At 62.1% G+C, this 25548-nt stretch carries 24 protein-coding genes and 1 tRNA gene; 11 read left to right on the top strand and 14 right to left on the bottom strand.

The features are described 5' to 3' along the window. Positions 1 to 73: 73 nt before the first annotated feature. Positions 74 to 2203, top strand: coding sequence for a methyl-accepting chemotaxis protein (locus tag F753_RS28870; RefSeq protein WP_023444176.1), 2130 nt, complete (start codon positions 74 to 76; stop codon positions 2201 to 2203). 21 nt (positions 2204 to 2224) lie between these two features. On the opposite strand, the gene F753_RS28865 is transcribed toward F753_RS28870, so the two are convergent. The 3 genes from F753_RS28865 to F753_RS28855 are packed head-to-tail and all read right to left on the bottom strand — an operon-like array spanning position 2225 to position 3296. Further along, complete coding sequence (locus F753_RS28865; RefSeq protein WP_023444175.1) at positions 2225 to 2842, bottom strand: SOS response-associated peptidase; 618 nt, start codon at positions 2840 to 2842, stop codon at positions 2225 to 2227. A gap of 11 nt (positions 2843 to 2853) precedes the next feature. After that, positions 2854 to 3114 carry a putative signal transducing protein gene (locus F753_RS28860; protein WP_014821315.1) on the bottom strand — a complete coding sequence of 87 codons (261 nt, stop codon included), beginning with the start codon at positions 3112 to 3114 and terminating at the stop codon, positions 2854 to 2856. Continuing rightward, positions 3114 to 3296 carry a CPXCG motif-containing cysteine-rich protein gene (locus F753_RS28855; RefSeq protein WP_003302744.1) on the bottom strand — a complete coding sequence of 61 codons (183 nt, stop codon included), beginning with the start codon at positions 3294 to 3296 and terminating at the stop codon, positions 3114 to 3116. The genes F753_RS28860 and F753_RS28855 overlap by 1 nt, the downstream gene beginning before the upstream one ends. A 238-nt stretch (positions 3297 to 3534) precedes the next feature. Between F753_RS28855 and F753_RS28850 the strand changes: the two genes are divergently transcribed. Next, positions 3535 to 4701, top strand: coding sequence for a 1-acyl-sn-glycerol-3-phosphate acyltransferase (locus F753_RS28850; RefSeq protein WP_014821316.1), 1167 nt, complete (start codon positions 3535 to 3537; stop codon positions 4699 to 4701). A gap of 56 nt (positions 4702 to 4757) precedes the next feature. On the opposite strand, the gene F753_RS28845 is transcribed toward F753_RS28850, so the two are convergent. Continuing rightward, positions 4758 to 5030: a hypothetical protein gene (locus F753_RS28845; protein WP_023444172.1), complete on the bottom strand. Its 273-nt coding sequence runs from the start codon at positions 5028 to 5030 to the stop codon at positions 4758 to 4760. A gap of 388 nt (positions 5031 to 5418) precedes the next feature. Here F753_RS28845 and F753_RS28840 point away from each other — a divergent pair, with 388 nt between their 5' ends. Continuing rightward, positions 5419 to 6768: a DUF1329 domain-containing protein gene (locus F753_RS28840; RefSeq protein ID WP_023444171.1), complete on the top strand. Its 1350-nt coding sequence runs from the start codon at positions 5419 to 5421 to the stop codon at positions 6766 to 6768. A 142-nt stretch (positions 6769 to 6910) separates the two neighbouring features. On the opposite strand, the gene F753_RS28835 is transcribed toward F753_RS28840, so the two are convergent. Then, positions 6911 to 7495, bottom strand: a complete 585-nt coding sequence (locus F753_RS28835) for a YajG family lipoprotein (protein ID WP_014821319.1) — start codon at positions 7493 to 7495, stop codon at positions 6911 to 6913. Between the two features lie 168 nt (positions 7496 to 7663). Here F753_RS28835 and F753_RS28830 point away from each other — a divergent pair, with 168 nt between their 5' ends. After that, on the top strand, positions 7664 to 7855 hold the full coding sequence (locus tag F753_RS28830; protein WP_023444170.1) for a hypothetical protein: 192 nt from the start codon (positions 7664 to 7666) through the stop codon (positions 7853 to 7855). 95 nt (positions 7856 to 7950) lie between these two features. Here F753_RS28830 and ltrA read toward each other — a convergent pair whose 3' ends face one another. The 7 genes from ltrA to queA form a co-directional block, all read right to left on the bottom strand. Then, positions 7951 to 9372: a group II intron reverse transcriptase/maturase gene (gene ltrA, locus F753_RS28825; RefSeq protein ID WP_017517123.1), complete on the bottom strand. Its 1422-nt coding sequence runs from the start codon at positions 9370 to 9372 to the stop codon at positions 7951 to 7953. 483 nt (positions 9373 to 9855) lie between these two features. Beyond that, on the bottom strand, positions 9856 to 10389 hold the full coding sequence (locus tag F753_RS28820; RefSeq protein ID WP_014819457.1) for a glycine zipper 2TM domain-containing protein: 534 nt from the start codon (positions 10387 to 10389) through the stop codon (positions 9856 to 9858). A gap of 76 nt (positions 10390 to 10465) precedes the next feature. Then, a complete protein-coding gene (gene secF, locus F753_RS28815) occupies positions 10466 to 11377 on the bottom strand; it encodes a protein translocase subunit SecF (RefSeq protein ID WP_023444169.1) in 912 nt (303 codons plus the stop codon). Positions 11378 to 11389: 12 nt separating this feature from the next. Beyond that, the gene (gene secD, locus F753_RS28810) at positions 11390 to 13258 is read right to left on the bottom strand and encodes a protein translocase subunit SecD (RefSeq protein WP_014819455.1); all 1869 of its coding nucleotides are present in this window, start codon (positions 13256 to 13258) and stop codon (positions 11390 to 11392) included. Between the two features lie 64 nt (positions 13259 to 13322). Next, positions 13323 to 13652 carry a preprotein translocase subunit YajC gene (gene yajC / locus F753_RS28805; RefSeq protein WP_003296020.1) on the bottom strand — a complete coding sequence of 110 codons (330 nt, stop codon included), beginning with the start codon at positions 13650 to 13652 and terminating at the stop codon, positions 13323 to 13325. 42 nt (positions 13653 to 13694) lie between these two features. Continuing rightward, a complete protein-coding gene (tgt, locus tag F753_RS28800; protein ID WP_023444168.1) occupies positions 13695 to 14810 on the bottom strand; it encodes a tRNA guanosine(34) transglycosylase Tgt in 1116 nt (371 codons plus the stop codon). A gap of 14 nt (positions 14811 to 14824) precedes the next feature. Beyond that, complete coding sequence (gene queA / locus F753_RS28795) at positions 14825 to 15874, bottom strand: tRNA preQ1(34) S-adenosylmethionine ribosyltransferase-isomerase QueA (RefSeq protein WP_023444167.1); 1050 nt, start codon at positions 15872 to 15874, stop codon at positions 14825 to 14827. A 113-nt stretch (positions 15875 to 15987) separates the two neighbouring features. On the opposite strand from queA, the gene F753_RS28790 reads away from it, so the two are divergent. The 3 genes from F753_RS28790 (at position 15988) to F753_RS28780 (ending at position 17379) form a co-directional block, all read left to right on the top strand. After that, positions 15988 to 16074: transfer RNA gene (locus tag F753_RS28790), tRNA-Leu, on the top strand. Between the two features lie 496 nt (positions 16075 to 16570). Continuing rightward, the gene (locus F753_RS28785; protein ID WP_003298189.1) at positions 16571 to 16783 is read left to right on the top strand and encodes a cold-shock protein; all 213 of its coding nucleotides are present in this window, start codon (positions 16571 to 16573) and stop codon (positions 16781 to 16783) included. 98 nt (positions 16784 to 16881) lie between these two features. Further along, positions 16882 to 17379: an RDD family protein gene (locus F753_RS28780; RefSeq protein ID WP_014819452.1), complete on the top strand. Its 498-nt coding sequence runs from the start codon at positions 16882 to 16884 to the stop codon at positions 17377 to 17379. A 78-nt stretch (positions 17380 to 17457) separates the two neighbouring features. Here F753_RS28780 and lptG read toward each other — a convergent pair whose 3' ends face one another. Both lptG and lptF read right to left on the bottom strand, forming a co-directional pair. Then, positions 17458 to 18519: an LPS export ABC transporter permease LptG gene (gene lptG / locus F753_RS28775; protein WP_023444166.1), complete on the bottom strand. Its 1062-nt coding sequence runs from the start codon at positions 18517 to 18519 to the stop codon at positions 17458 to 17460. Next, positions 18512 to 19633 (bottom strand): LPS export ABC transporter permease LptF, encoded by a 1122-nt coding sequence (lptF, locus tag F753_RS28770; RefSeq protein WP_014819450.1) that lies wholly within the window; start codon positions 19631 to 19633, stop codon positions 18512 to 18514. The genes lptG and lptF overlap by 8 nt, the downstream gene beginning before the upstream one ends. Positions 19634 to 19900: 267 nt before the next feature. On the opposite strand from lptF, the gene F753_RS28765 reads away from it, so the two are divergent. From F753_RS28765 to F753_RS28750, 4 genes are all read left to right on the top strand, one after another. Continuing rightward, entirely contained in the window at positions 19901 to 21388 is a 1488-nt protein-coding gene (locus F753_RS28765) for a leucyl aminopeptidase (protein WP_023444165.1), read from the top strand. A 75-nt stretch (positions 21389 to 21463) separates the two neighbouring features. Next, positions 21464 to 21883 carry a DNA polymerase III subunit chi gene (locus F753_RS28760; protein WP_023444164.1) on the top strand — a complete coding sequence of 140 codons (420 nt, stop codon included), beginning with the start codon at positions 21464 to 21466 and terminating at the stop codon, positions 21881 to 21883. A 71-nt stretch (positions 21884 to 21954) separates the two neighbouring features. Beyond that, positions 21955 to 22341, top strand: coding sequence for a hypothetical protein (locus F753_RS28755; RefSeq protein WP_023444163.1), 387 nt, complete (start codon positions 21955 to 21957; stop codon positions 22339 to 22341). A 107-nt stretch (positions 22342 to 22448) separates the two neighbouring features. Then, on the top strand, positions 22449 to 25304 hold the full coding sequence (locus tag F753_RS28750; protein ID WP_023444162.1) for a valine--tRNA ligase: 2856 nt from the start codon (positions 22449 to 22451) through the stop codon (positions 25302 to 25304). Positions 25305 to 25548 lie beyond the last annotated feature (244 nt).

The raw sequence follows: 25548 nt of genomic DNA, 5'->3' as shown, positions 1-25548 counted from the left end.
CGAACGTACCGCTGCAGTTGTCGCAAATCCTGCCGATAGCCTCTTTATCCGCTGCGCAATTGGAGTTCCGCACATGTTCAGATCCATCCAGACCGCCTTCGCCGCATTGGCCGGCGCCTGCACCCTGGCCGTGATCGCCGCACTTCTGCTGTATGCGATGGTTTCCGGAATGCGCAGCCAGGCGCTGGTCGAGGAGCGGACCCGTTCGCTGATCGACGGCATGGTCGAGCAGCGCGTCACCGCCCTCGCCCAGACCCAGGTCAGCCGCATCCAGGCACAACTCCAGGCCCCCCTGCAGATCGCCACAGGCCTCGCTCGAGTACACACCCTGACCGGCCTCAGTGATGACGAAGGGATGCCGATGGCCAACCTGACGCGCGAAGAGCTGATCAATCTGGCGCGACAGACCCTGCTCGAGAACCCCAATCTGACCAGCACCTACATCGCCTGGGAGCCCAACGGCGTGGACGTCAACGACGTCATGTACCGCGGCGACGCCCCGGGCATGGTCGACGGCCGCTTCGCCAGCTGGATCTACCGCGACGCCAGCGGCCAGATGGTGGTCGACAAGCTCACCGACATCGAGGATACCCGCCTGCTGGAAACCGGCGTGCGCGCCGGCGAGTACTACCTCTGCCCGCGCGAGCAGCTCAAGCCCTGCGTAGGCGATCCAGCACCCTACGAGATGAATGGCAAGACGTCGCTGCTGTCGTCGTTCAATGCGCCGATCATAATCGAGGGCAAGTTCCACGGTATCGTCGGCGCGGACATCAGCGTCGACTTCATCCAACAGCTGCTGAGCGACGCCAACACCCAGCTCTACGGTGGCGTCGGCCAGATCGCGCTGATCTCCAACAACGGCCGCCTTGCCGCCTACAGCCGCGACACCACCCTTATCGGCAAGCCCGCCGCACAGATACTCGATGCCGAGGAGCAGGCACTGGTCAAGCAGTTGCCGGCCGGTCAGACCCACTATCGAATCGATCAGGCCCGTGGCCGCGTCGCGCTGTTCCTGCCGTTTTCCTTTGCCGGCACCGAGGCCCGCTGGGTGCTGATGCTGGAGCTGCCGACCGCCGAGGTGACGAAGGAGCTGGACCAGTTGATGGTCGCCCTCGCCGACGAAAGCCGCAGCAGCCTTGCTACCATGCTGGTCATCGGTGTGCTGATCGGCCTTGCCGGTCTGCTGGCGATCTGGCTGATCAGCCGCCGCATCACCCGCCCGCTGCGCGAAATGGTGGTCATGCTGGACAACATCGGCCAGGGTGAAGGCGACCTGACCCAGCGCCTGAACATCGACAGTCGCAACGAGCTAGGCCAGATCGCCGCCGGCTTCAACGCCTTCCTCGCGCGCCTGCAGGGCATGATCGGCGAGGTCGTCAGCTCGGTGCAGAAGGTCAGTGATGCCTCCGAGCACACCGCCGACATCGCCATCCGCACCGACAAGGGCGTGCAGACCCAGCTGGCGGAAATCGAGCTGGTGGCCACTGCCGTGCACGAAATGACCGCCACCGCCCAGGACGTGGCGCGCAACGCGACCCAGGCCGCCGAAGCCGCCAACAATGCCGATCGCGCGGCCAATCAGAGCCGGCACATCGTGCAGGACACCGGCTCGACCATCACCGAACTGGCCGACGAGATCGGCCGCGCGGTGGAGGTGGTGCAGACCCTGGCCCGCGACAGCGAGAACATCGACGCCATCCTGGTGACCATTCGCAGCATTGCCGAACAAACCAACCTGCTCGCCCTCAATGCAGCAATCGAGGCGGCCCGCGCCGGCGAGCAGGGACGCGGCTTCGCCGTCGTGGCCGACGAGGTCCGCAACCTGGCGCAGAAGACGCAGCAGGCGACCGGTGAGATCCAGCAGATGATCCAGCAGCTGCAGAACGGCACGCGGGATGTGGTGCAGGTGATGGAGCAGAGTCAGAGCCGCACCCAGCGCAGCGTCGAGCAGGCGGATGCCGCCGCCGAGGCGCTGCAGGCGATCACCCAGGCGGTCTCACTGATCAACGACATGAACAACCAGATCGCCAGTGCCGCCGAGGAGCAGAGCGCGGTGGCCGAAGACATCAACCGCAACGTCACCAACATCGGTCAGGTCGCGCAGGAAGTTGCCGGTGGCGCCGAGGAAGCCAGCCAGGCCAGTGCCGGGTTGACGCGCCTGGCCGAACAGCAGCGTCGCCTGATCAACCAGTTCAGGGTGTGACGACGACGCAGCCGCGCCGGTTCACGCCGGCGTGAGGCACTCCGGCCCGTCGATACGCGGGTCATTCACCACGGTTGCCAGTGGGCGCTCACGCAAGGCCGGCTGAGGCTGGGCCAGCAGCGCCTGCAATGTCTCGAGCGGCGTTTCGGGATCGAGCCAGGCGGCCTGCCCGGCTTCATCAAGCATCAGTGGCCGACGCAGCGTAGCCGCGGGCAGCGTCACCACGGCGGCGCTCAGATACGTATGACCCTGTACCGGATAGGCTTCCCAGAGTGCGGCGAAATAGCCGAGCGAGCCTTCGCTGGTCATCCAGTACGGGCGCTTGCGCGCCGCGCCACGCCACTCGTAGAAGCCGTTGGCCGGCAGCAACCCGCGGCGCAGGCGAAACGCCTCGCGGAACATAGGCTGTTCGCTGATGGTTTCTGCCCGGGCCTGGGCAGGGGTGCGCGTCAGATCAGTAAGCCAGGCCGGGGTCAGCCCCCAGCGCACGCGGCTGAGCTGCAACTGCGCATCGACCTTGCGCAGCAGCAGCACCGAAGCGCCAGGCGCGAGGCTCCAGTGCGGTTGCTGATCAGAGGGGAAGCCGGGCAAGGCAGCGAAGTCCTGGCTCCAGCGGAAAAGGGCGTAGCGACCGCACATAAAAAGACTCGTCAGCAGATCAGTTCGCCGGGGTAACTCTCCGGTTCATCGCCCGGCAACGGCTCGGCGCCATTGTACGCAGCGATCAGCTGACGTGCCCGCTCGGCATCCGCATCCGCAACCATCAGTCCGAGCAGCCCGGCCGCCGGCAGCTCGCCCATGGCGCCGATCAGATGACTACCCGCCAGGAATGCCTCGATGCCCTCGGCAATCAACATGCCGCTGAGCATCTCCGCCTCCAGCAGATCGCGCGGCTCGTAGATACGCCGCATCATTCGTCCTCCCCGCGGGTTTCCAGCTGCCACTGTTCACCGTCCGTACGCAGGTCGAAGACGATCGGCCGGCAGCACACGGCGCAGTCCTCGATGTACTGCTGATCGCCCGCACTGAGATCGAGGACGGCCTCGACCGGCTCGCCACAATAAGGGCAATGAAAGAGCTGTGTTTCCAGCATCGGTCCTCCGGGTGACTTGTCGCTATAATCGCCGTCTTTAAAGGTCGCTGATTCGAACCTTTAGAAGACCGACTCGGTGTGTCCCGCAATTGGGCACCCTGGGCCGCAAGCAGGATTTCACAGGCATGAGGCGAAACGGCCGTTTACTCGATGAGTATGAGCCAGCCGGCTCCGGTCCGTTCCGCAAATTGCCTGCCCATCCGTTGCAGGCCCGTTCCTCGTTTCCTTTACAGAGAGCATGATGGACGAATTCGAAGCCATCCGACCCTACGCCGACGCCGAAGTACCGCTGGTCATGGCGCGCCTGTTCGCCGATCGCGAGTTTCTCGACATTCTGGCGCACTTCCGTTTCCCGCGGCTGGCCGACAGCATGGGCTGGCTGATCAAGCCAGTCATTTCGCGGAGGTTGCGCAAGCAGTTCGCCAGTATCCGCACGGTAGACGCACTGCAGCACAAGATCGAAGCCTACATCGACCGCACGATCGAGCGCGCTACCGACGGCGTGACCTTTTCCGGCCTGGAGCAGCTCCAGCAGGGACGAGCCTATCTGTTCCTGGCCAACCACCGCGACATCGTCATGGACCCGGCGTTCGTCAACTATGCGGTCTATCAGGCCGGCATCCGCACTCCGCGCATCGCCATCGGCGACAACCTGCTGCAGCGCCCCTTCGTCAGCGATCTGATGCGTCTGAACAAGAGCTTCATCGTGCGCCGCTCCATCAGTGGGCGGCGCGAGAAGCTGGCGGCTTACCAGGTGCTGTCGGCGTACATCAACCATTCGATCCGCAACGATGGCGAGTCGGTGTGGATAGCCCAGGCCGAAGGGCGCGCGAAGGATGGGGACGACCGCACCGATTCGGCGATCCTCAAGATGCTGCACATGAGCCGCAAGGACGAGGCGTTCGCGGACGCACTGGCGGCACTGCGCCCGGTGCCGGTGGCGATCAGCTATGAATACGACCCATGCGACCAGGCCAAGGCCCGCGAGCTATACATCCGCGCCACCACCGGCACCTATACCAAGGCACCGGGCGAGGACGACGCGAGCATTGCCCTGGGCATCACCGGCTACAAGGGACGCGTGCACATCGCCTTCGGCACGCCCATGGAGCGCGCGCCCGAAGATTCCAAGCAGATGGCCCTGGCGCTGGATCGGCAGATTCTCGGCAGCTATCGGCTGTTCCCGGTGCACTACCTCGCGTACCGCCTCTGGGACGACCGTGATCCGGATATCCAGGTGCCCAGTGCCGCCGAGCTGTTCAGTCGCGAGGAAGTGGAGCGCGCCGAAGCCGAATGGAGCAAGCGTCTGGCCGCCTGCCCGAGCGTGCAGCAGCCCTATCTGATTCAGCAGTACGCCATGCCGGTGCGCAATCAGTACCGGCTCAACGCCGGTCTGGAACCCTGAACCCATAAGGCCCGCAGTACCTGATCTGCGGGCCCTTCAGCGAACCGAAAACACGTTCAGAGTAGCCGTGAGGCCATCGACAGCCCCAGACCGAGCAGCAGTCCAGCCCCGCCTACCCTGTTGAACAGCTGATTGACGCGCTGAGTCGCGCCATCTCTCGTCGACGCAGTTTCCAGTGCGGAAGCGACGAGCGGCCGCCGCAGGGCGCGTGTCTCTCGCCACTGCGTCGCCAATAGCAACCAGCCGCCGCACAGCGCGCACAGCAGCGCCAGCCCGTTGAGAAGCAATGCTGGGGCAATCACCAGCCCCGACTGCGCTTGTAACACCATTCAGATTTTCCTCTCTTCGAAGTCGCCCAGGCAGCCGCGTAGTATATCCAGACGCCCGCCAGGATTCCGAATTCCCCGACGGAGCGATGTCAGTCCTGCACCATTATCAGGCCAGCTTATGACGCGCTCTTCACCGGTCGGCCTTGACTAAAGGCCGGGTGCGCCGTCACCCTCGGCATACCTCGAAACGGCGAAATAGAGCCTGTGCGGGGGCGGCAGCCAAATGCGATAACGGTCAATGGACAAGCATCCCTTTCCATCGAGCGGTTACCCGCAACCCAGGCGCTGCAGGCACAGCTCTTCAGGCCGAATCACATGGCGCAGCAGCAGCGAGCGCCACGGGGAATCAGCTATTCAGAAATGACAGGACGAGATAATGAAAATAACAATGTTCACAACCGGAGCGCTCACGCTTTCACTGCTGGCCAGTAACGTCATGGCTGCGGTGTCCGAAACCGAGGCTGCCCGCCTCGGCAACGAACTGACGCCGATCGGCGCGGAGAAGTCCGGCAACGCTGCAGGTACCATTCCAGCCTGGACCGGCGGCTTGGCTCAGGACGCTGCGACGGTGACACCAGACGGTTTCGTCAGCGATCCTTACGCCAGCGACAAGCCCAAGTTCACCATCACGGCGCAGAACTACGAGCAGTACAAGGACAACCTGACACCTGGGCAGATCGCCATGCTCAAGCGCTATCCGGACAGCTACCGCCTGCCGGTCTACGAGACACGCCGCAGCGCAGCCATGCCGCAGCATGTCTATGACGCCGCCGCGCGCAATGCCACGCAGACCAACATGGTCCGCGGCGGCAACGGCCTGGAGAACTTCGAGAAGGCCGTCGCCTTCCCTATCCCCAAGGACGGCCTCGAAGTCGCCTGGAACCACATTACCCGCTACCGCGGGGGCTCGGCGCGGCGCGTCGTCGCCCAGGCCACGCCACAGGTGAACGGCAGCTTCAGCCTGGTTAAGTTCGTCGATGAGGTGGTCTATACCGACACCCTGACCGACTACAACCCCGAGAAGCATGGCAACGTGCTGTTCTACTTCAAGCAGCAGGTAACCGAGCCGTCCCGCCTGGCCGGCAACGTGCTGCTGGTACACGAGACCCTCGACCAGGTGAAGGAACCGCGCATGGCGTGGATCTACAACGCCGGCCAGCGCCGTGTACGCCGCGCACCGCAGGTCGCCTATGACGGCCCGGGCACTGCAGCCGACGGCCTGCGCACATCCGACAACCTGGACATGTTCAACGGTGCGCCGGACCGCTACGACTGGAAGCTGATCGGCAAGAAAGAGGTGTACATCCCCTACAACTCCTACCGCCTGGATTCGCCCGAGCTGAAGTACGAAGACATCGTCAAGGCCGGCCATATCAATCAGGATCTGACCCGCTACGAGCTGCACCGCGTATGGGAAGTGGAAGCCACGCTGAAGTCGGGTGAGCGCCACATCTATGCCAAGCGCCACTTCTTCATCGACGAAGACACCTGGCAAGCTGCGGTGATCGACCATTACGACGGCCGCAACCAGCTGTGGCGCGTAGCCGAGGCGCACAGTCTGTACTTCTACAACGTGCAGGTTCCGCTGTACTCGATGGAGACCCTGTACGACCTCATCTCTGGCCGCTACCTGGTCATGGGCATGAAGAACGAAGAGAAGAACCCCTACACCTACAACTACAAGGCCAACTCCAACCAGTACACCCCGGCTGCCCTGCGCAACTCCGGCGTTCGCTGATTCGACTGGCTGCACTCGACGCCCCGCTGATCGCGGGGCGTTTTCGTTTTCCGCCCCGTGAAAACGAAGAAACCCTGCCAGGCTGGGCCATGGCAGGGTTTCGGATCGGCAGGACCGGCGAGTCGTGCGTATCGCTGGCAACTTACTCGGCTAGCAGGCGACCGATGTTGTCGTCGCGGAAGACCCGGGTCAGTGCATCGCTCAACACATCGGTGACCAGCTTGGTATTGGTCTGCTCGTTCGGCGCCATGCCGAAACGCTGGTTCAGCGAGGCACCATAGCGGCCGTTGTAGCGTTTACCGGCGTTCTGCACTTCGATCTTCAGCGTCGCGCCAATATTGGCCTCGGTCACGTACAGCCCTTCTTTCGGCGACTGGTACTTCAGCTCCGCGAGGGTCAGGGTTAGCTGCGGCGCGTTGTAGGCGTTGGGCGACGGGGTGAAGCCGAGCAGGCGCACCGCCGCTTCGGTCTGAGCCTGCAGCTTGGGTATGACCTTGGCACTTGGCACGATCACCGCGCTGGTTTCCGGGTAAAGGCCGCCGCGGGTGCCAAGCGTCGGCGAGGGGCGCGCATCGACCACGCGCACGACGACCGGCTGGCCCTGGCCGACAGGATTGATGGTGCCATTGAGTTTGGGGTTCGGATCGAGCTGCTGCGGGCTGTGGGCACAGCCTACGAGACTCATTCCAAGAACGGTGACAAAACCGAACAACAGGCGTTGCAGCATGCTGTTTTCTCCAGGTTAGGGGGCGACGAGTGCGGCGCAGTATACCCAGCGGTACGACGCGCCGACAGTGATGCGATTCAGACCGATGGCAGTGCTGCGCCGTTCATTTAATGCGGCTGCCATAGAGCCCTGCGATAAGGGAGCATCTCTTCGCCAGGAGTGAAACCCATGCGCCAGATCCTTTCGCTGCTGCGCCGCCGCAAGCCCCGTCATTTCGCCCTGCTCGACGAACAGGGGCGCTGCCGCATGCTGCTGAGCAGTGCCGGCCGGCCCGATGGCGCGAACTGGGTGGAGGTCGAGGAAGCGCGCCTGAGCTGGATTGGCCGGCATCTTCCCACCGACTGCGAACGCGCGGCCTGAGCGGAACAGGCGCTTTGTTCAGGGATCGGGTAGGAGGCGGCCTCACGGCCGCCGTCCTCCCACACCACCGTGCGTACGGTTCCGTACACGGCGGTTCAGGCCATGCGGTTAAGCCGATTGATCGTATCCAGTATCGAGACCAGTCCAAGTCTGTCCCATAGCTTCTTCGGCAGCGCCTGATTCATATGCGGCGCTCCTGAGTTCCACCACGGGCCTCGGCCATTGAAGGCCGACTTGCAGGCACGCTCCTCGCTCAATCCCAGGCGCATCAGGTTGCGCGCCCTCGTAGAGGGCTGCTTCCATTGCCGCCAGATGACACAGCGAAGTTTGTGCCTGACCCAGCCATCCAGCTCTTCCAGTGGACGCTTGCTCTGGCTGAGCTTGAAGTAGCCTGCCCAGCCTCGCAGCACCGGGTTTACCCGCTCGATGACATTCGCCATCTTGTGGCCCCGCACCCCTCGCAGCAGTTCCCTGAGACGGTCGCGCACACGGCGCAGGCTCATGGTTGCCACTCGCAGTCTAGGCAGCGAGTGCCAACTCATCCCATACCCCAGGTAGTCGCATTTCCACGACCCAGCCACGCGACTCTTGTCCCGATTCAGTCTCAGTTTCAGACGGTGATTCAGGAACCGCTCGACACTGGCCAGCACTCGTTCGCCAGCACGCGGACTACGGACATAAATGTTCGCGTCATCGGCATAGCGCACGAAGCGATGGCCTCGCCGCTCCAACTCACGGTCGAGTTCATCGAGCAGGATGTTCGACAGCAGCGGCGAAAGCGGGCCGCCTTGCGGCGCCCCCTCCTGCCGATGGCTGACAACCCCGTCCGACATGACGCCCGCTTCGAGGTAACGGCGGATGAGTCTGAGCACCTGTTTGTCTTCGACATGGCGCTCAACACAGAACATCAGGATGTCGTGGTTGACCCGATCAAAGAACTTCTCCAGATCGAGTTCCACGCAACACCTATGACCCGCCGCCACATGGGTGCGGGCCATCTCGACAGCCTGGTGAGCGCTTCTGCCCGGACGGAAGCCGTAGCTATAGTCCGAGAACAGCGGATCGAAGATCGGCGTGAGCTGTTGCAGCAGGGCTTGCTGGATCAGGCGATCCACGACACTGGGAATGCCCAGTTGCCGCATACCGCCCTGCGGTTTGGGAATTTCGACCGCCCGCACTGCCTGGGGATGGTATTCACCTGCCAGCAGCCTGACCTTCAGGATGGGCCAATACTGTTTCACGTAGCCTGCCAAGTCGGCGACCGTCATGCCATCGGCACCCGGCGCCCCCTTGTTGCTGACCACGCGCTGATACGCACGCTTGAGATTCGCCGGTGCAAGCACCCGCTCCATCAGCGTGTCCGGCTCCGCGTTCATCCACGTCACCGACGCCGCCGATACCTCTGCGCTGTCAGGCGTCATCCTCGGCCTCTGGCCGGGACTCGGGGTGACAGTCTTCTCTTGGAGAAATTTCTGCATTTCGGTTATCGACGAGACGCTGACGCCTACTGGCGGCATGACCTGTTCGGCCCTTGATGGCGTGGTTGACCGCCACTTACTACGGCCTCGGCTGACTTCTGCACGCCCATCCCGTCGCCTCTCGACAATCGGTAGCACAATGGCAAGCGTACAGATCTCCCAGGGTAATTCGCGCGACCTTCCTGCTTATGCCTGTCGGATCTACGTCGCAGCGTTCCGTGCAAGTATCGGGCTTTGGCGATTATGGCCACCTCACCCCGCTGCGCCGCCTCATCCGCTTCCTGTTCGTCAGGCCAGCATTTTGCCTCGGGCTTCCTTCAGATTCGCAGTCGCCCGCGACACCCTTGCCTTCAGCTAACACTTCCCCTTGCCGGGTGTGTAGAGGACTTTCACCTCCAAGTCGCCAGGCTCACCACCACAGTGAACCCGACAGCGCCAGTCACGGCGCTACGCGCCATGCCTGGCGCACCATAAAAAAACGCCCCAACGGGGCGTTTTTTTGTTGCTGCACAATCGCTCAACTCACTGCTGCGATAGCGACAACTGTCCATCCTGCACCGGGATCTGGCTACCCGGATCACGATCCATGCGTACGCGACCCACCTTGCCGGCGAGGTCGTACTTCACGTCGTAGCCGACGATCTTGTCGTGCGAATCGGTTACCGTGCTGCAACGTGTTTCGGTAGTGGTATAGGTGCTGCTGGCCTGCATGCGGCCCTGCACCTGATTGCCTGCATAACCGCCACCGACCGCACCGGCGACCGTCGCAATTTTCTTGCCGGTACCGCCACCAACCTGATTGCCGAGCAGGCCACCAACCACCGCACCCACTGCTGTACCTGCGATGCGATGCTGATCCTGCACTGGTTTCTGCCGAGTCACCGCGACATCCTTGCAAACCTCTCGCGGAGTCCGAATGGTTTCCTTGATCGGCTCCACCGCCAGCACATCGGCGAATTTCGGCCCGCGATCAACCAGACTATAAGTAGCGAAAGCGCCGCCAGCCGTGGCGACCACCACTCCGAGCGCCGTACCGACCAACATGGACTTGTTCACTGTGACTTCCTCTTCCTTCGGGCTGCGCCCGTTCCGCAGCCTTGGACTCCTTTAGGCTGCGGAAGTTCGAAGAAGATCAGGGGCGCTCGTCCGCTTCCTCTTCCACCACTGGTGGAATCAGGTCGTCACGGGTGAGCTTCAGCCAGACGAGCAGCATGCCAGCGACATAGACCGACGAGTACGTGCCTGCCCCAACGCCGATCAACAGCGCCAACGAGAAGCCCCACAGATTCTCGCCACCAAAGACCATGAGCGCACCGACAGCCAGCAACGTGGATACCGAAGTTGCCATGGTGCGCAGCAAGGTTTGCGTCGTGGAGATATTGATGTTTTCCAGCAGCTCCGCCTTGCGCAGCATGCGGAAGTTCTCGCGGATCCGGTCAAAGATGACGATTGTGTCGTTCAGCGAATAGCCGATAACCGCCAGCACAGCGGCCAGCACGGTGAGATCGAACGATATCTGGAAAAAGGAGAACACCCCGAGAACGACGATCACATCGTGGAACAGCGACAGCACGGCACCGAGACCGAACTTCCACTGAAAGCGAAAGGCCACGTAGACCAGAATACCACCCAGCGCGAGCAGCATGCCCAGGCCACCCTGGTCGCGCAGCTCCTCACCCACCGCAGGCCCGACGAACTCGACTCGCTTGACGCTCACCGAGTTGGCACTGTCAGCGCCGCGCAATGCATCAGCGATGCGCTCTCCCAGCTGAGGATCGTCGCCCGGCATGCGCACCAGCACGTCAGTAGTCGCACCGAAGCTCTGCACTACAGCGTCGCCAAAACCGGATTGCACCAGCTGCCCACGCACCTGCTCGAGTTCAACCGGGCGCTCATAGCCGAGCTCGATCAGTGTACCGCCAGTAAAGTCCAACCCGAAGTTGAGCCCCTTGACCACCAGGCTCGCCAGTGACGCAACGGTCAGCACCACGGTCAGGGCGAAGGCCACATGGCGGACACCCATGAAATTGATTACGCGTTTCATCGTGCTAGCCCCTTAAATCCACAGCTTCTTGAGATCGCGGCCACCGTAGATCAGGTTGACCATGGCGCGCGTCACGATGATTGCGGTAAACATCGACGTCAGGATGCCGATCGAAAGGGTGACCGCGAAGCCCTTGATCGGGCCGGTCCCCATGGCGAACAGGATGCCGCCGACCAGCAGAGTGGTCAGGTTGCCGTCGACGATCGCCGAGAAGGCCCGATCGAAGCCTTCATGGATGGCGCGCTGGATCGACATGCCATTGGCGATCTCCTCGCGGATTCGCGAGAAGATCAGCACGTTGGCATCCACCGCCATACCCATGGTCAACACGATACCGGCAATACCCGGAAGGGTCAGCGTGGCATTGAGCATCGACATCAGGGCTGTCAACACGACCATATTGAACAGCAGCGCAATGGTCGCCAACACACCGAAGAACTTGTAGATCAGCACCATGAAGATGGCGACGAAGAGGAAGCCCCACATGGCTGCCTGGACGCCCAGCTTGATGTTTTCAGCGCCCAGGCTCGGGCCGATGGTGCGCTCTTCTGCGAAGTACATCGGCGCCGCCAGACCACCGGCGCGCAGCAGCAACGCCAGCTCTGACGACTCGCCCTGGCCATCGAGGCCGGTGATGCGGAACTGGCTGCCGAGTGGCGACTGGATAGTTGCAAGGCTGATGATCTTCTTTTCTTCCTGGAAGGTCTCGACGCGCACTTCCTGCTCAACACCATCAACCGTCTGCCGCACATAGCGAGTCATCGGCCGCTGCTCGATGAAGATCACGGCCATGCTGCGCCCGACATTGTTGCGCGTGGCGCGATTCATCAGATCGCCGCCGTGGCCATCGAGCCGGATATTCACCTGCGGACGGCCATTCTCGTCGTAGCTGGCCTGGGCGTCGGTCACCTGATCACCTGTAATGATCAGTGTGCGCTCAAGCTGAACCGGCGGGCGGCCCTCTTCGCGGAACTCGAAGGTTTCGGTGGAAGCACGCGATGCATCTGAATCGGCAGCTAGGCGGAACTCGAGGTTCGCCGTCTTGCCGAGGATACGTTTGGCCTCGGCCGTATCCTGCACACCCGGCAGCTCGACGACGATCCGATTGGCACCTTGACGCTGAACCAACGGCTCAGCCACGCCGAGTTCGTTGACGCGATTACGCACCGTGGTCAGGTTCTGCTTGATCGAGTACTCGCGAATTTCCGCCAGCTTGGCTTCGGTCAGCGTCAGACGCAGCACGTACTGGCCGTTGCGTTCTGCGGACGTCAGCTCGAAGTCCGTAAATTCCTTGCGGATGAGCGATTGGGCGGCATCCAAGGTAGCCTCATCGGCAAAGCCCAACTGCACCGAATCCTTCAGATTCGGCAGACTGCGGTATCGCACACGCTCCTTGCGCAGCAGACTCTTGACCTCACCCTCGGAGACGTTCAGGCGCGTTTCAATTGCCTTGTCCATGTCCACTTCCAGGAGGAAGTGCACACCACCGGAGAGATCCAGACCAAGCTTCATCGGGCTTGCGCCAAGATTGCGCAACCAGTCGGGAGTCGTAGGCGCCAGATTGAGCGCAACTACGTAGGCGTCGCCGAGCGCGCGGCGCACGATATCTTTTGCCGGCAACTGATCATCCTGACGCTCGAGACGCACAAGGCCACCTCGGCCCTGCTCGTCCAGGGACGCAGACTTGACCGCGATACCGCCATCCACGAGTGCTTTGCTGATGCGCTCGAGGTCTGCCTCGCCGATCTCCTGCGATGTGCTGGCACCGGTAACCTGAATCGCCGGGTCATCCGGATAGAGGTTGGGCGCAGAGTAAATAAAGGCGATCGCGAGCACTGCCAGAATCAGCAGGTATTTCCAGAGAGGGAATCTATTGAGCATGACGCAGCCCGTTTAATGAACGCGGGGCGCCTTGCGCGCCCCGTCGATATTGAATGAAGTCAGCTCAGATGGCTTTCAGTGTGCCCTTGGGCAATGTTGCGGCGATCGCCACTTTCTGGAACTTCAGCTCAACGTTGTCAGACACCTCGATCACCACGAAGTCATCGGCGACCTTGGTGACCTTGCCAGCGATACCGCCGGAAGTGACCACTTCGTCGCCCTTCTGCAGGCCGGCGATCAGGTTCTTGTGTTCCTTGGCACGCTTGGACTGGGGGCGCCAGATCATCAGGTAGAAGATGACCAGAAAACCGACTAGAAAAACCCACTCGAAACCAGTACCAGCAGGACCAGCAGCAGCCTCCTGGGCATAGGCGGCGGGAATCAGAAAGCTCATGTAGCACTCCTGTTGCAGAAAGGATTGTTTTGTTCTGGCACGTCACGCAAGCGGCGGCGTTGGCAGACCGCGCTTGGCATAAAAGGCGTCGACAAAGGCCGCCAATGTACCCTGTTGAATGGCGTCGCGTAAACCAGCCATAACCCGCTGGTAATGCCGCAGGTTATGGATGGTATTCAACATGCTACCCAGCATTTCGCCGCATTTATCCAGATGATGCAGATAAGCGCGGGAGAAATGTTTGCAGGTGTAACAGTCACAGCTCGGATCCAGCGGAGAATCGTCGTGTTTGTGAACGGCGTTGCGGATCTTGATCACACCGCTATCAACGAAAAGATGCCCATTTCGCGCATTGCGCGTTGGCATCACGCAGTCGAACATATCGACGCCGCGCCGCACACCCTCGACCAGGTCCTCCGGCTTACCCACCCCCATCAGATAGCGTGGCTTATCCGCTGGCATCTGTGGCGGAAGGAAATCCAGCACACGGATCATCTCTTCCTTCGGCTCGCCAACCGACAGGCCGCCAATCGCCAGGCCGTCAAATCCGATCTCGCAAAGCCCTTCCAGCGAGCGCATGCGCAAAGATTCGTGCATACCGCCCTGAACAATACCGAACAGCGCAGCCGGACTGTCGCCATGGGCAACCTTCGAGCGCTTGGCCCAGCGCAGCGACAGCTCCATCGAACGCCGCGCCACGTCTTCGTCAGCAGGATAAGGCGTGCATTCATCGAAGATCATCACGATATCCGAGCCCAGGTCACGCTGGACCTGCATCGACTCCTCCGGCCCCATGAAGACTTTTGCGCCATCTACCGGAGAGGCGAAGTAGACGCCCTCCTCCTTGATCTTGCGCATCGCCCCCAGGCTGAACACCTGAAAGCCGCCCGAGTCGGTGAGGATAGGCCCCTGCCACTGCATGAAGTCGTGCAGGTCCCCATGGCGCTTGATCACTTCAGTGCCAGGGCGCAACCAGAGATGGAAGGTGTTGCCCAGAATGATCTGCGCTCCGATCGCCTCGATGTCACGTGGCAGCATGCCTTTGACGGTACCGTAAGTGCCCACCGGCATGAACGCCGGCGTCTCGACGGTGCCGCGCGGAAAGGTCAGACGTCCGCGGCGCGCCTTGCCATCGGTGGCAAGCAGCTCGAAGGACATATGGCAGGAGCGAGTCATTGGGTTTCCTCGGGGCCGCGCGGCGCGGGATTGCGGGTGATGAACATGGCATCGCCGTAACTGAAGAAGCGATAACGCTGAGCCACCGCTTCGGCGTAGGCCTCCATGGTCTCCGGATAACCGGCGAAGGCGGAAACCAGCATCAGCAGCGTGGATTCAGGCAGATGGAAATTGGTGACCAGTGCATCCACCACATGAAAGCTCTTGCCTGGGTAGATGAAGATATCGGTGTCGCCACTGAACGGCTTGAGTTCACCATCGCGCGCCGCCGTCTCCAGCGAACGCACGCTGGTGGTACCGACAGCGATCACGCGCCCACCACGGGAGCGACAGGCCGCCACCGCATCGACGACATCCTGGCCGACCTCCAGCCATTCGCGATGCATGTGATGCTCTTCGATACGCTCCACGCGCACCGGCTGAAAGGTGCCGGCGCCGACATGAAGGGTAACGTAGGCCGTTTCCACGCCAGACTCACGCAGCATCTGCAGCAGCGCCTCATCGAAGTGCAGTCCTGCGGTCGGCGCAGCCACGGCACCGGCGCGCTGCGCGTAGACGGTCTGGTAACGCTCGCGGTCGGCGGCGTCGTCAGGCCTGTCTATATAAGGAGGCAATGGCATGTGCCCGATGCGCTCGAGCAACGGCAGAACATCCTCGTCGAACTCGAGTTCGAACAGCGCATCATGCCGGGCGATCATTTCCGCTTCGCCGCCGCCATCGAGCAGGATCTTCGATCCGGCCTTGGGCGACTTGCTGGAACGGACATGCGCCAGAACGCTGCGATTGCCGACTACCCTTTCGACAAGGATTTCCAGCTTGCCGCCGGTAGCTTTCTGACCGAAAAGGCGCGCTGGGATCACCCGGGTATTGTTGAACACCATCAGATCGCCAGGCCGCACATGGTCCAGCAGATCGGCGAAGTTGCGATGCGAGAGCTTTCCCGTTTCGCCTTCGAGCACCAGCAGACGACTGGCGCGCCGCTCCGCCAGGGGATGTCTTGCGATCAGGGCATCGGGCAGCTGGAAGAAAAAATCGGCAACTTGCATGGATCGGAGGTCGGGACGCGGAAAGGGCGCAAATCTTATCCGAAACACGTCGACCTGACCACGCCAAGCGATTGACCACCCCGTCGCGCATCCCTATACTGCGCGCCCACTGTGCCTCGATGGCGGAATCGGTAGACGCAGCGGATTCAAAATCCGCCGTTGGTAACAACGTGAGAGTTCGAGTCTCTCTCGAGGCACCATCAGTGAATCGCTACAACGCAGCCAAGCTGCATGCTTAGTGAAACGGGCAACCGGATCGCCTGCAAGTCTAACGCCGTAGCGAAGCTTCAAAGCGCACCAGGCCGCATGCAAGCATCCAGACAACCTGGATCGGCAGCACGGCAAGCAACGCCAGCTACATCGCTTCCCCTCAGACTGACACTCGATATCGATGCAGTCGACTCGTGGCATTGCCTCTCTCGCAACAGCGAATAAGGCGAGTCAAAGCCACGTCAAAAAGCGCCAAATGGCGCCGCCTGGACAGGCAAATTCTATGGCTCCGAGGGGTTGGCATTCCCTGGCGAGTTATCGTAGAGTGTGCCCACTGTGTTTGCATGGGTCGCTGTTGAATCGTGACCTGGTGCAGTAGATCTTCAGATCCGCTACTCCGCTCGACTCTCTTACTCCTTGCAACCAGTTCCAGCTTCCTGCTCTGCGGGGGGCAATTCTACTTTTGAGTTTCAAGGATACAAAGACATGTCGAATCGTCAGAACGGTACCGTCAAGTGGTTTAACGACGAGAAAGGTTTTGGTTTCATCACTCCCGAGAGCGGTCCGGATCTGTTCGTGCACTTCCGCGCGATCGAAGGCAACGGCTTCAAGAGCCTGAAAGAGGGCCAGAAAGTCAGTTTCGTCGCAGTGCAAGGTCAAAAGGGCATGCAGGCAGACCAGGTTCAGATCCTGGGCTAAGCCTCTTCTCCGAAAAGCCCCTGATGGCAACATCAGGGGCTTTTTTATGCGCGCAATTCCGTAGAATGCGCCGCCCACCTCTTTGATCGAGACACCCAATGCGCAGACACCTGCTCAGCCCGCAGGGCCAGTTTCCCGCCGCCGGCCTGGTACGTCGGCTTGCTGCAATGTTCTATGACAGCCTGCTGTGCATCGCTTTGATGATGGTAGTGACACTGCTCTATCAGCAAGTGCTGCTGCGCCTGCTCTACGGCAGTGAACAGCTGCAGCAGCTCGCGGATGCCGGCCGCCTGGACATCGACCCCCTGCTCTCGACGCTACTGCTGTTCAGCCTGTTCGGCTTTTTCGCCAAGTTCTGGACCCACAGCGGCCAAACGCTGGGCATGCAGGTCTGGGGCATCCGGATCCAGAATGCAGACGGAACCGCCATCGATCTTTGGCAGGCGCTTCTGCGTTTTCTGATCGCACTGGTTTCGCTGCTGTGCCTGGGCATGGGTTATTGGTGGATGCTGCTCGACAAACAGAACCGCACCTGGCACGACATGTACTCGGAGAGCCAGGCCGTTCAGCTACCGAAGAACATTCACAAGAAGTGACTTTGCTCTGCGCACCGAACCAACACTGACCCAAACCTTGTCGACAGCGCCTCCGGCGGTTCACGCCGGAGGCACCCGTCATCCCGCCCGACGCAGCAACCAGGCACCGATGAGTGCACAGATGCCCGCTGGCAGCACCACCGCAAGCAACGGCGAGAAGCCGAACACCTGGCTAGCCGGCCCGAGCAAATCCTGAATAATGCGGAATACAAAGCCGACCACTACGCCGGTAAAGATGCGCTGACCAAGCGTGACCGAGCGCAGCGGCCCGAAGATGAACGAGATCGCCAGCAGCACCAGCGCAACGGTGACGGCCGGCTGCAGCACCTTGGTCCAGAATGCCAGCCAGTAACGACCGTTGTTCAACCCCTGCTCGCCCAGGTAGTGGATATAGCGCCACAAGCCGGTGATCGATAGCGCTTCCGGCTCCATCACCACCGTCCCGAGTAGCTGCGGCGTCAGCTGAACATCCCAGCGTTCCTGCGGCGTGCGCACCACCTCGGTGTGATCGCCGCGAAAATGGGTGGTCGAGATATTCTCGAGCAGCCAGTGATCAGCCTGATAGCTGGCGCGACGGGCAAAACTGGACGACAACAGGCGGCGCTCGTCATCGAAGCGATAACGTGTCACCCCCACCAGCATGCCGCCGGGCTGCACGGCGTTGACGTGCACGAACTCGTTCTCCTGCCGGTGCCACAGGCCGCGTTTGCTGCTCTGCGCCTCGCCTGCGCCCTGCGCCAGGGAGCGCCGCGCCTGGGCGATGTCCTCGGTCGCTGGCGCAACGTACTCACCGATCAGAATGCCGGCAATGAGCAGCACCAGCATCGGCTTCATCACCGCCACCACGATGCGCCCCAGCGAGACACCAGCCGCGCGCATGATGGTCAGCTCGCTGCTGCTGGCAAGCGTGCCAAGGCCGATCAAACAACCGATCAGTGCCGCCATAGGCAGCATTTCATACAGACGCCGAGGCGACGTCAGCAGCACGTACTGCAGTGCATCGCCCAGCCCGTAGCTGCCTTCCACATCACTCAATTCATCGATGAACGCGAATAGCAGAGCCAGACCCACGATGATGCCGAGGACAGTCAGAATCGCGAGAAAGACATGGACTCCGATGTAGCGATCCAGCTTAACCACGAGCCACCTCCCGCTGCGCACTGCCCTTCTTCATCCGCAGCCTGATCGGCTCCCAGTACAGCATCAACAGGCCTATCGCCAGGAACAGCCCGTGCACCCACCAAAGGCCCAGCGCCATCGGGATTCGCCCCTTGTCCAGCGCACCGCGCACGGCGATCAGCAACGCGAGGTAGGTCATGTACAGAAGGATCGCCGGCAGCAGCTTGAGAAAACGCCCCTGTCGCGGATTCACCTTGGCCAGCGGCACCGCGAGCACGGTAACGACGAACACCAGCAACGGCAATGAGAAGCGCCACTGCAGCTCGGTGCGATGACGGATGTTGTCGCTGCCGAGCAGCTCCCGAGTCGGCAGCGCCTCACGTTCGCTCAGCTCCATGCTCACTTCCGGCTTGGGAAGCAGCACACCATAGGTGTCGTACTGGATGGCGCGGTAATCGGCCTGCCCCGGGTTGCCGTCATAGCGATAGCCGTTTTCCAGAATCAGATAGCGACTGCCATCGGGCTGGACTTCCTGCCGTCCGCTCTCGGCAACCAGCACAGACAGCCCGCTTTCCTTTCCGGTCTGACGCGAAACATTGGTTTCGGAGATGAACACCCCGCCGAGCTCGCTGCGGTCAGCCGACAGTTCGCGGGTGTAGGTTACCCGTGAACCGCCGCGCAACGTCTGGAAGCGCCCCGGCACCAGCGTGTCGAACTCGGTCAGGGAGTCCTGCTGATTGAGGATACGGTCCACCTCGGCGATGCCCTGCGGCGCCAACCCAAGGCTCAGCCATCCCACCACCACCGCCACCAGGGCGGCGGGTGCCAGGCTGTAGACCAGCAGCCGGCGCTGGCTCATGCCCGTAGCCGAAAGCACCGTCATTTCGCTTTCCAGATAGAGGCGCCCGTAAGCCAGCAGAATGCCGAGAAACAGTCCGAGCGGGAGGATGAGCTGCAGAAAGCCGGGCAGACGAAAGCCCATGATCAGCAACAGCACCCCTGGGTCGAGCAGTCCCTGCGCAGCCTGCGCCAGATACTTGATGAAACGGCCACTCATGATGATCACCAGCAGCACGGCACTGACCGCGCTCATGGTGACCAGCAGCTCTCGGGACAGGTAACGAAAGACGATCAAACCAGACACTCCAGGGTTGTCAGGCTCTGGCGGCAACGCTCAAACTAGCCGCCAGTTGCCGGCCCGCCGGAGCGGGCCGTTGGAAATTGGGTAATGACGCACCGAGCGGACGCGGACCGCCGCGCCGAAACAATCGCGGAAGCATCGACGATTGCAACGTTTCTAGCCTAGCGCAGTCGTTAGCAACGACCGAACAGGCGAACCACCGGAAAAATAAGCCCGGCATTATCCTGCAAACCCGACTCTTTGTCTTGGGGACACCACGTCATGGAATTTGTTGTCAAAAGCGCCAAAGCCTCCACCCAGAAGACCGCCACCCTGGTTCTGCCGCTCGGCGATGACTGCCTTCTCGGCAGCGTCGCGCAGAACGTAGACAGCACCAGCGGCGGCGCGCTCAGCACTGCGCTCAAGCGTGGCGACATCCAGGGCAAAGTGGGTCAGACCCTGCTGCTGCATGGCCTGCCCGGCCTCAAGGCTGAGCGCGTACTGCTGGTCGGGATCGGCAAGGTCGACGAACTGGACAACCGCCAGTGGCGCAAGATCGCCAATGCCGCACTTGCCGCAATCAAGGGTCTCGGCGGTGCCGATGCGGCCTTCGCCATGCAGGATGTTCAGATCAAAGGCCGCGACAATTACGGCCGCACTCGCCTGCTGGTGGAAATCCTTGCCGACGGCCAGTACGTGTTCGATCGTTTCAAGAGCAAGAAAGCCGACCCGCGCGCTCTGCAGAAGATCATCCTGCTGTGTGACAAGAGCGAGCAGCCCGACGTGGAACGCGCGACCCGCGAAGCCTCGGCGATCGCCAGTGGCATGGCGTTCACACGCGACCTCGGCAACCTGCCACCGAACGTCTGCCACCCGACCTACATCGCCGAACAGGCAAAGCAGATGAGCAAGGCCTGCAAGGGCCTGAAGGTCGACGTGCTCGACGAGAAGAAGCTGCGTGATCTCGGCGCCGGCGCCTTCCTCGCGGTTTCCCTGGGCAGCGACCAGCCCGGCTGCATCATCGTCATGCAGTACAACGGCGGCAAGAAGGGCGAGCAGCCGTATGCCCTGGTGGGCAAAGGCATCACCTTCGATACCGGTGGCATCAGCCTCAAGCCGGGCCAGGGCATGGACGAGATGAAGTACGACATGGGCGGAGCCGCCAGCGTACTCGGCACACTCAAGGCCGTGCTGGAGCTGCAGCTGCCGATCAACCTGGTCTGCCTGCTGGCCTGTGCCGAGAACATGCCCAGCGGCGGCGCCACCCGTCCGGGCGACATCGTCACTACCATGAGCGGCCAGACCGTGGAAATCCTCAACACCGATGCCGAGGGCCGTTTGGTGCTGTGCGATGCGCTGACCTACGCCGAACGCTTCGAGCCGCGCGCGGTGATCGACGTGGCCACGCTGACCGGTGCCTGCATCGTCGCCTTGGGCGGCAACACTTCCGGTCTGCTGGGCAACAACGACGCCCTGGTGCAGCAACTGCTGCAGGCTGGCGAGAACGCTGCCGACCGCGCCTGGCAGCTGCCGCTGTTCGACGAATACCAGGAGCAGCTGGACAGCCCATTCGCCGATATCGCCAACATCGGCGGCCCCAAGGCAGGCACCATCACGGCTGCCTGTTTCCTCTCGCGCTTCACCAAGAAGTTCGCCTGGGCGCACCTGGATATCGCCGGCACCGCCTGGACCAGCGGCGGCAAGGAAAAAGGCGCCACCGGCCGGCCCGTGCCGCTGTTGACCCAGTACCTGCTGGACCGGGTCAACTGAGATGCACCTGGCCGTCGCGCCTGATCCCTCAGGCCGGAGCCGCCTTGCGCTGCCCGGCCAGAGCGGAGCACGCCCATGACGCGGATCGAATTCTACGTCCTGCCCGACGCCAACCCGACCGGCCGCCTGCGGGCGGCCTGTCAGTTGGCGGCCAAGGGCTGGCAACACGGCATGCAGGTATTCATTCGCTGCGTCGATGAAACGCAGTCGAGCGAAGTCGACGAGCTACTCTGGGACTTTCGCGCCGAGCGCTTCATTCCCCACGAGCAGCACGTCGACGACCCGAAGGCCCCGGTGGTGATCGGTGTCGACCAGGCACCTCAATTCACGCAGGGCCTCTTGATCAACCTGGCATCGACGCTTTCGTCGCACATCGACCAGTTCAGCCGGGTCATCGAGATCGTCAACCAGGAACCGCAATTGCTGACCGCCTGCCGGGAGAATTTCCGCCTGTATCGACGCCAGGGCTATGATCCGAAACGGGTCGAGCTTTAAGACCAACCATTCGACAGCAAGGGAAAACCCCTGGCAGCCGCCGGGATGCTCAAGCCCCGGAAACTTCTCAGATGACACCGAAAGCCCCGAACAAACCCGCCGAACTGCTGAGCGATCTCGAGTCCATCCGCGCCCTGCTCGGTGACGATTTTCCAGACGAGGCTCCGGCCGGCGCAGCGCTGGACCCGGACAGCATTCCGCTGCTGTCCGATATCGTCGAGCCAGCGCCTGCCGTTCCGGCCGCGAGCGCCAGCGACGACGAGCCGCGGGAAACCAGCGTGCGCAGCGCGTTTCGCTCCCTGGCCGAACGGCACATCGACCACGAACTGCGCACCGCGGCCAATCTGATCCTGCAGGAAGTGATCGACGACTTCGTGCCGCAGATCGAGGCGGAACTCAAGCGTCGCCTCGAGAGCCGAATCGAGCGCCTGGTACGCACGCCCCCGCCTCGCTCCTGAGTCATCCGCGACAATGCGCAGTTAATAAGCACGGCCGCGAAATCTCGCGGCCGTTTGCCTTTATACTTGCCCGTTTTTCCGACCAGCCGTTTTAAGGGTCCCGCCGCATGGACAAGACCTACCAGCCGCACGCCATCGAGACTTCCTGGTACCAGACCTGGGAATCGAACAACTATTTCGCCCCGCAAGGTTCCGGCGAGCCCTACACCATCATGATCCCGCCGCCGAACGTCACCGGCAGCCTGCACATGGGTCACGGCTTCAACAACGCCATCATGGATGCATTGATCCGCTGGCGCCGCATGCAGGGCCGCAACACCCTGTGGCAGCCAGGTACAGACCATGCTGGTATCGCCACGCAGATGGTGGTCGAGCGCCAGCTCGGCGCGCAGGGCGTTTCGCGTCATGACCTTGGACGCGAGAAGTTTCTCGAGAAGGTCTGGCAGTGGAAGGAAGAGTCCGGCGGCACCATTACCCGGCAGATCCGTCGCCTGGGCTCCTCGGTGGACTGGTCACGCGAGCGCTTCACCATGGACGATGGCCTCTCCGAGGCGGTCAAGGAAGCCTTCGTCCGCCTGCACGAGGACGGCTTGATCTACCGCGGCAAGCGTTTGGTCAACTGGGATACCAAGCTGCACACCGCGATCTCAGACCTCGAAGTCGAGAACCATGACGAGAAAGGTCATCTCTGGCACCTGCGTTATCCACTGGCCGACGGCTGCAAGACTGCAGACGGCCTGGATTACCTGGTGGTCGCCACTACCCGTCCGGAAACCATGCTCGGTGACGCCGCCATCGCCGTGCACCCGGAGGACGAGCGCTACAAGAGCCTGATCGGCCGTCACGTCATGCTGCCGCTGGTCAACCGCCTGATCCCGATCGTCGCTGACGACTATGTCGACCTCGAGTTCGGTACCGGCTGCGTGAAGATCACCCCGGCGCATGACTTCAACGACTACGAGGTCGGCAAGCGTCATCACTTGCCGCTGATCAATATCTTCGACCGCAACGCCGCGGTGCTCGCCAAGGCCCAGGTGTTCAACATCGACGGGACGCCGAACGACAAGATCGATGCCAACCTGCCGGACGGCTACGCGCACATGGACCGCTTCGATGCGCGCAAGGCCATCGTCGCCGAGTTCGACGCCATGAGCCTGCTGGAAAAGATCGACGACCACGCGCTGAAAGTCCCCCGCGGTGATCGCTCCGGCACCATCATCGAGCCGTGGCTGACCGACCAGTGGTACGTTTCCACTAAACCGCTGGCCGAGAAGGCCATCGCCGCCGTCGAAAGCGGCGAGATCCAGTTCGTGCCCAAGCAGTACGAGAACATGTACTTCAGCTGGATGCGCGACATCCAGGACTGGTGCATCAGCCGTCAGCTCTGGTGGGGCCATCGCATTCCTGCGTGGTACGACGAAGCCGGCAACGTCTACGTTGGCCGCGATGAAGTGGAGGTACGCAGCAAGTACAACCTCTGCAACAACGTCGAACTGCGTCAGGACGAGGACGTCCTGGACACCTGGTTCAGCTCCGGCCTGTGGACCTTTTCCACACTCGGCTGGCCGCAGCAGACCGAGTTCCTGAAGACCTTCCACCCCACCGACGTGCTGGTCACAGGCTTCGACATCATCTTCTTCTGGGTCGCCCGGATGATCATGCTGTCCACTCACCTGACCGGGCAGATTCCGTTCAAGACCGTCTACGTGCACGGTCTGGTACGCGATGGTCAGGGGCAGAAGATGTCCAAGTCCAAGGGCAACGTGCTCGACCCGCTGGACATCGTCGATGGCATCACCCTCGATGAACTGCTGACCAAGCGCACCAGCGGCATGATGCAGCCCAAGCTGGCCGAGAAGATCGCCAAGCAGACCCGTGCCGAGTTCCCCGAAGGCATCGCCAGCTACGGCACAGACGCCCTGCGCTTTACCTTCTGCTCGCTGGCCTCAACCGGCCGCGACATCAAGTTCGACATGGGCCGCGTCGAGGGTTACCGCAACTTCTGCAACAAGATCTGGAACGCCGCCAACTTCGTCTTCGAGAACACCGAGGGCAAGGACACGGGGGCCAACGGCGAGCCCGTCGAGCTCTCGTCGGTGGATCGCTGGATCATCTCCGCGCTGCAGCGTACCGAGAGCGAAGTGAATCGACAGCTGGAGGCGTTCCGCTTCGACCTGGCCGCTCAGGCGCTGTACGAGTTCATCTGGGACGAGTACTGCGCCTGGTACCTGGAGCTGGTCAAGCCGCTGCTGTGGGACGAGACCGCAAGCGCCGAACGCCAGCGCGGCAGCGCCGACCGCCAGCGCGCCCCCCGCCGCACCTTGGTGCGCGTGCTGGAAACCGCGCTGCGCCTGGCGCATCCGTTCATGCCGTTCATTACCGAGGAAATCTGGCAGCGCGTCGCGCCGCTCGCCGGCAAGTCCGGTCCGACGCTGATGCTGCAGCCGTGGCCGGAGTTCAACCCGGAGCGTATCGACGAAGCCGCCGAAGGCGATATCGAGTGGCTCAAGGCCTTCATGCTGGGCATCCGCCAGATCCGCGGCGAGATGAACATCTCCATGGCCAAGCGCATCGACGTGGTGCTGGGCAACGCCTCGGCTACCGATCAACGCCGCCTGACCGACAACGAGCCGCTGCTGAAGAAACTGGCCAAGCTGGAAAGCGTGCGCCTGCTCAACGACGGCGAAGAAGCACCGCTGTCGGCCATCGCGCTGGTGGGTGACATGCAGGTGCTTGTGCCGATGGCTGGTCTGATCGACAAGGATGCCGAACTGGCTCGCCTGGACAAGGAACTCGCCCGGCTGGACGGCGAGGTCAAGCGCGTCGGCGGAAAGCTGTCGAACGCCGGTTTCGTCGACAAGGCTCCCGCCGAGGTGATCGACAAGGAACGCGCCAAACTGGCCGAGGCCGAACAGGCCAAAGCCAGGCTGCAGGAGCAGCGCGACCGCATCGCCACGCTCTGATCAGGACGCGGTAAACGCAAAAGGCCAGCCCGAAAGGTGCTGGCCTTTTTGCTTAAGGAGGTCATCTTGATTGATGACAAGTTATTACCGGCAACGCTGATACACTATGCCGCACATGAAACACCCCTTTACAAACTGGCAGGCCGTTAAAGCCAAGACGAACAGCTCGACGATGTGAAATGAGCCCCCTGCTGCGAAGCGCAATGCCCCACGTATTTCGCCGAACGCGCAACCGTCTCCCAGG

This window comes from Stutzerimonas chloritidismutans AW-1 (assembly GCF_000495915.1).
GTDB lineage: Bacteria > Pseudomonadota > Gammaproteobacteria > Pseudomonadales > Pseudomonadaceae > Stutzerimonas > Stutzerimonas chloritidismutans.
Note: the sequence above shows the minus strand (reverse complement) of the source record. Positions and strands in the feature narration are given on the sequence as shown.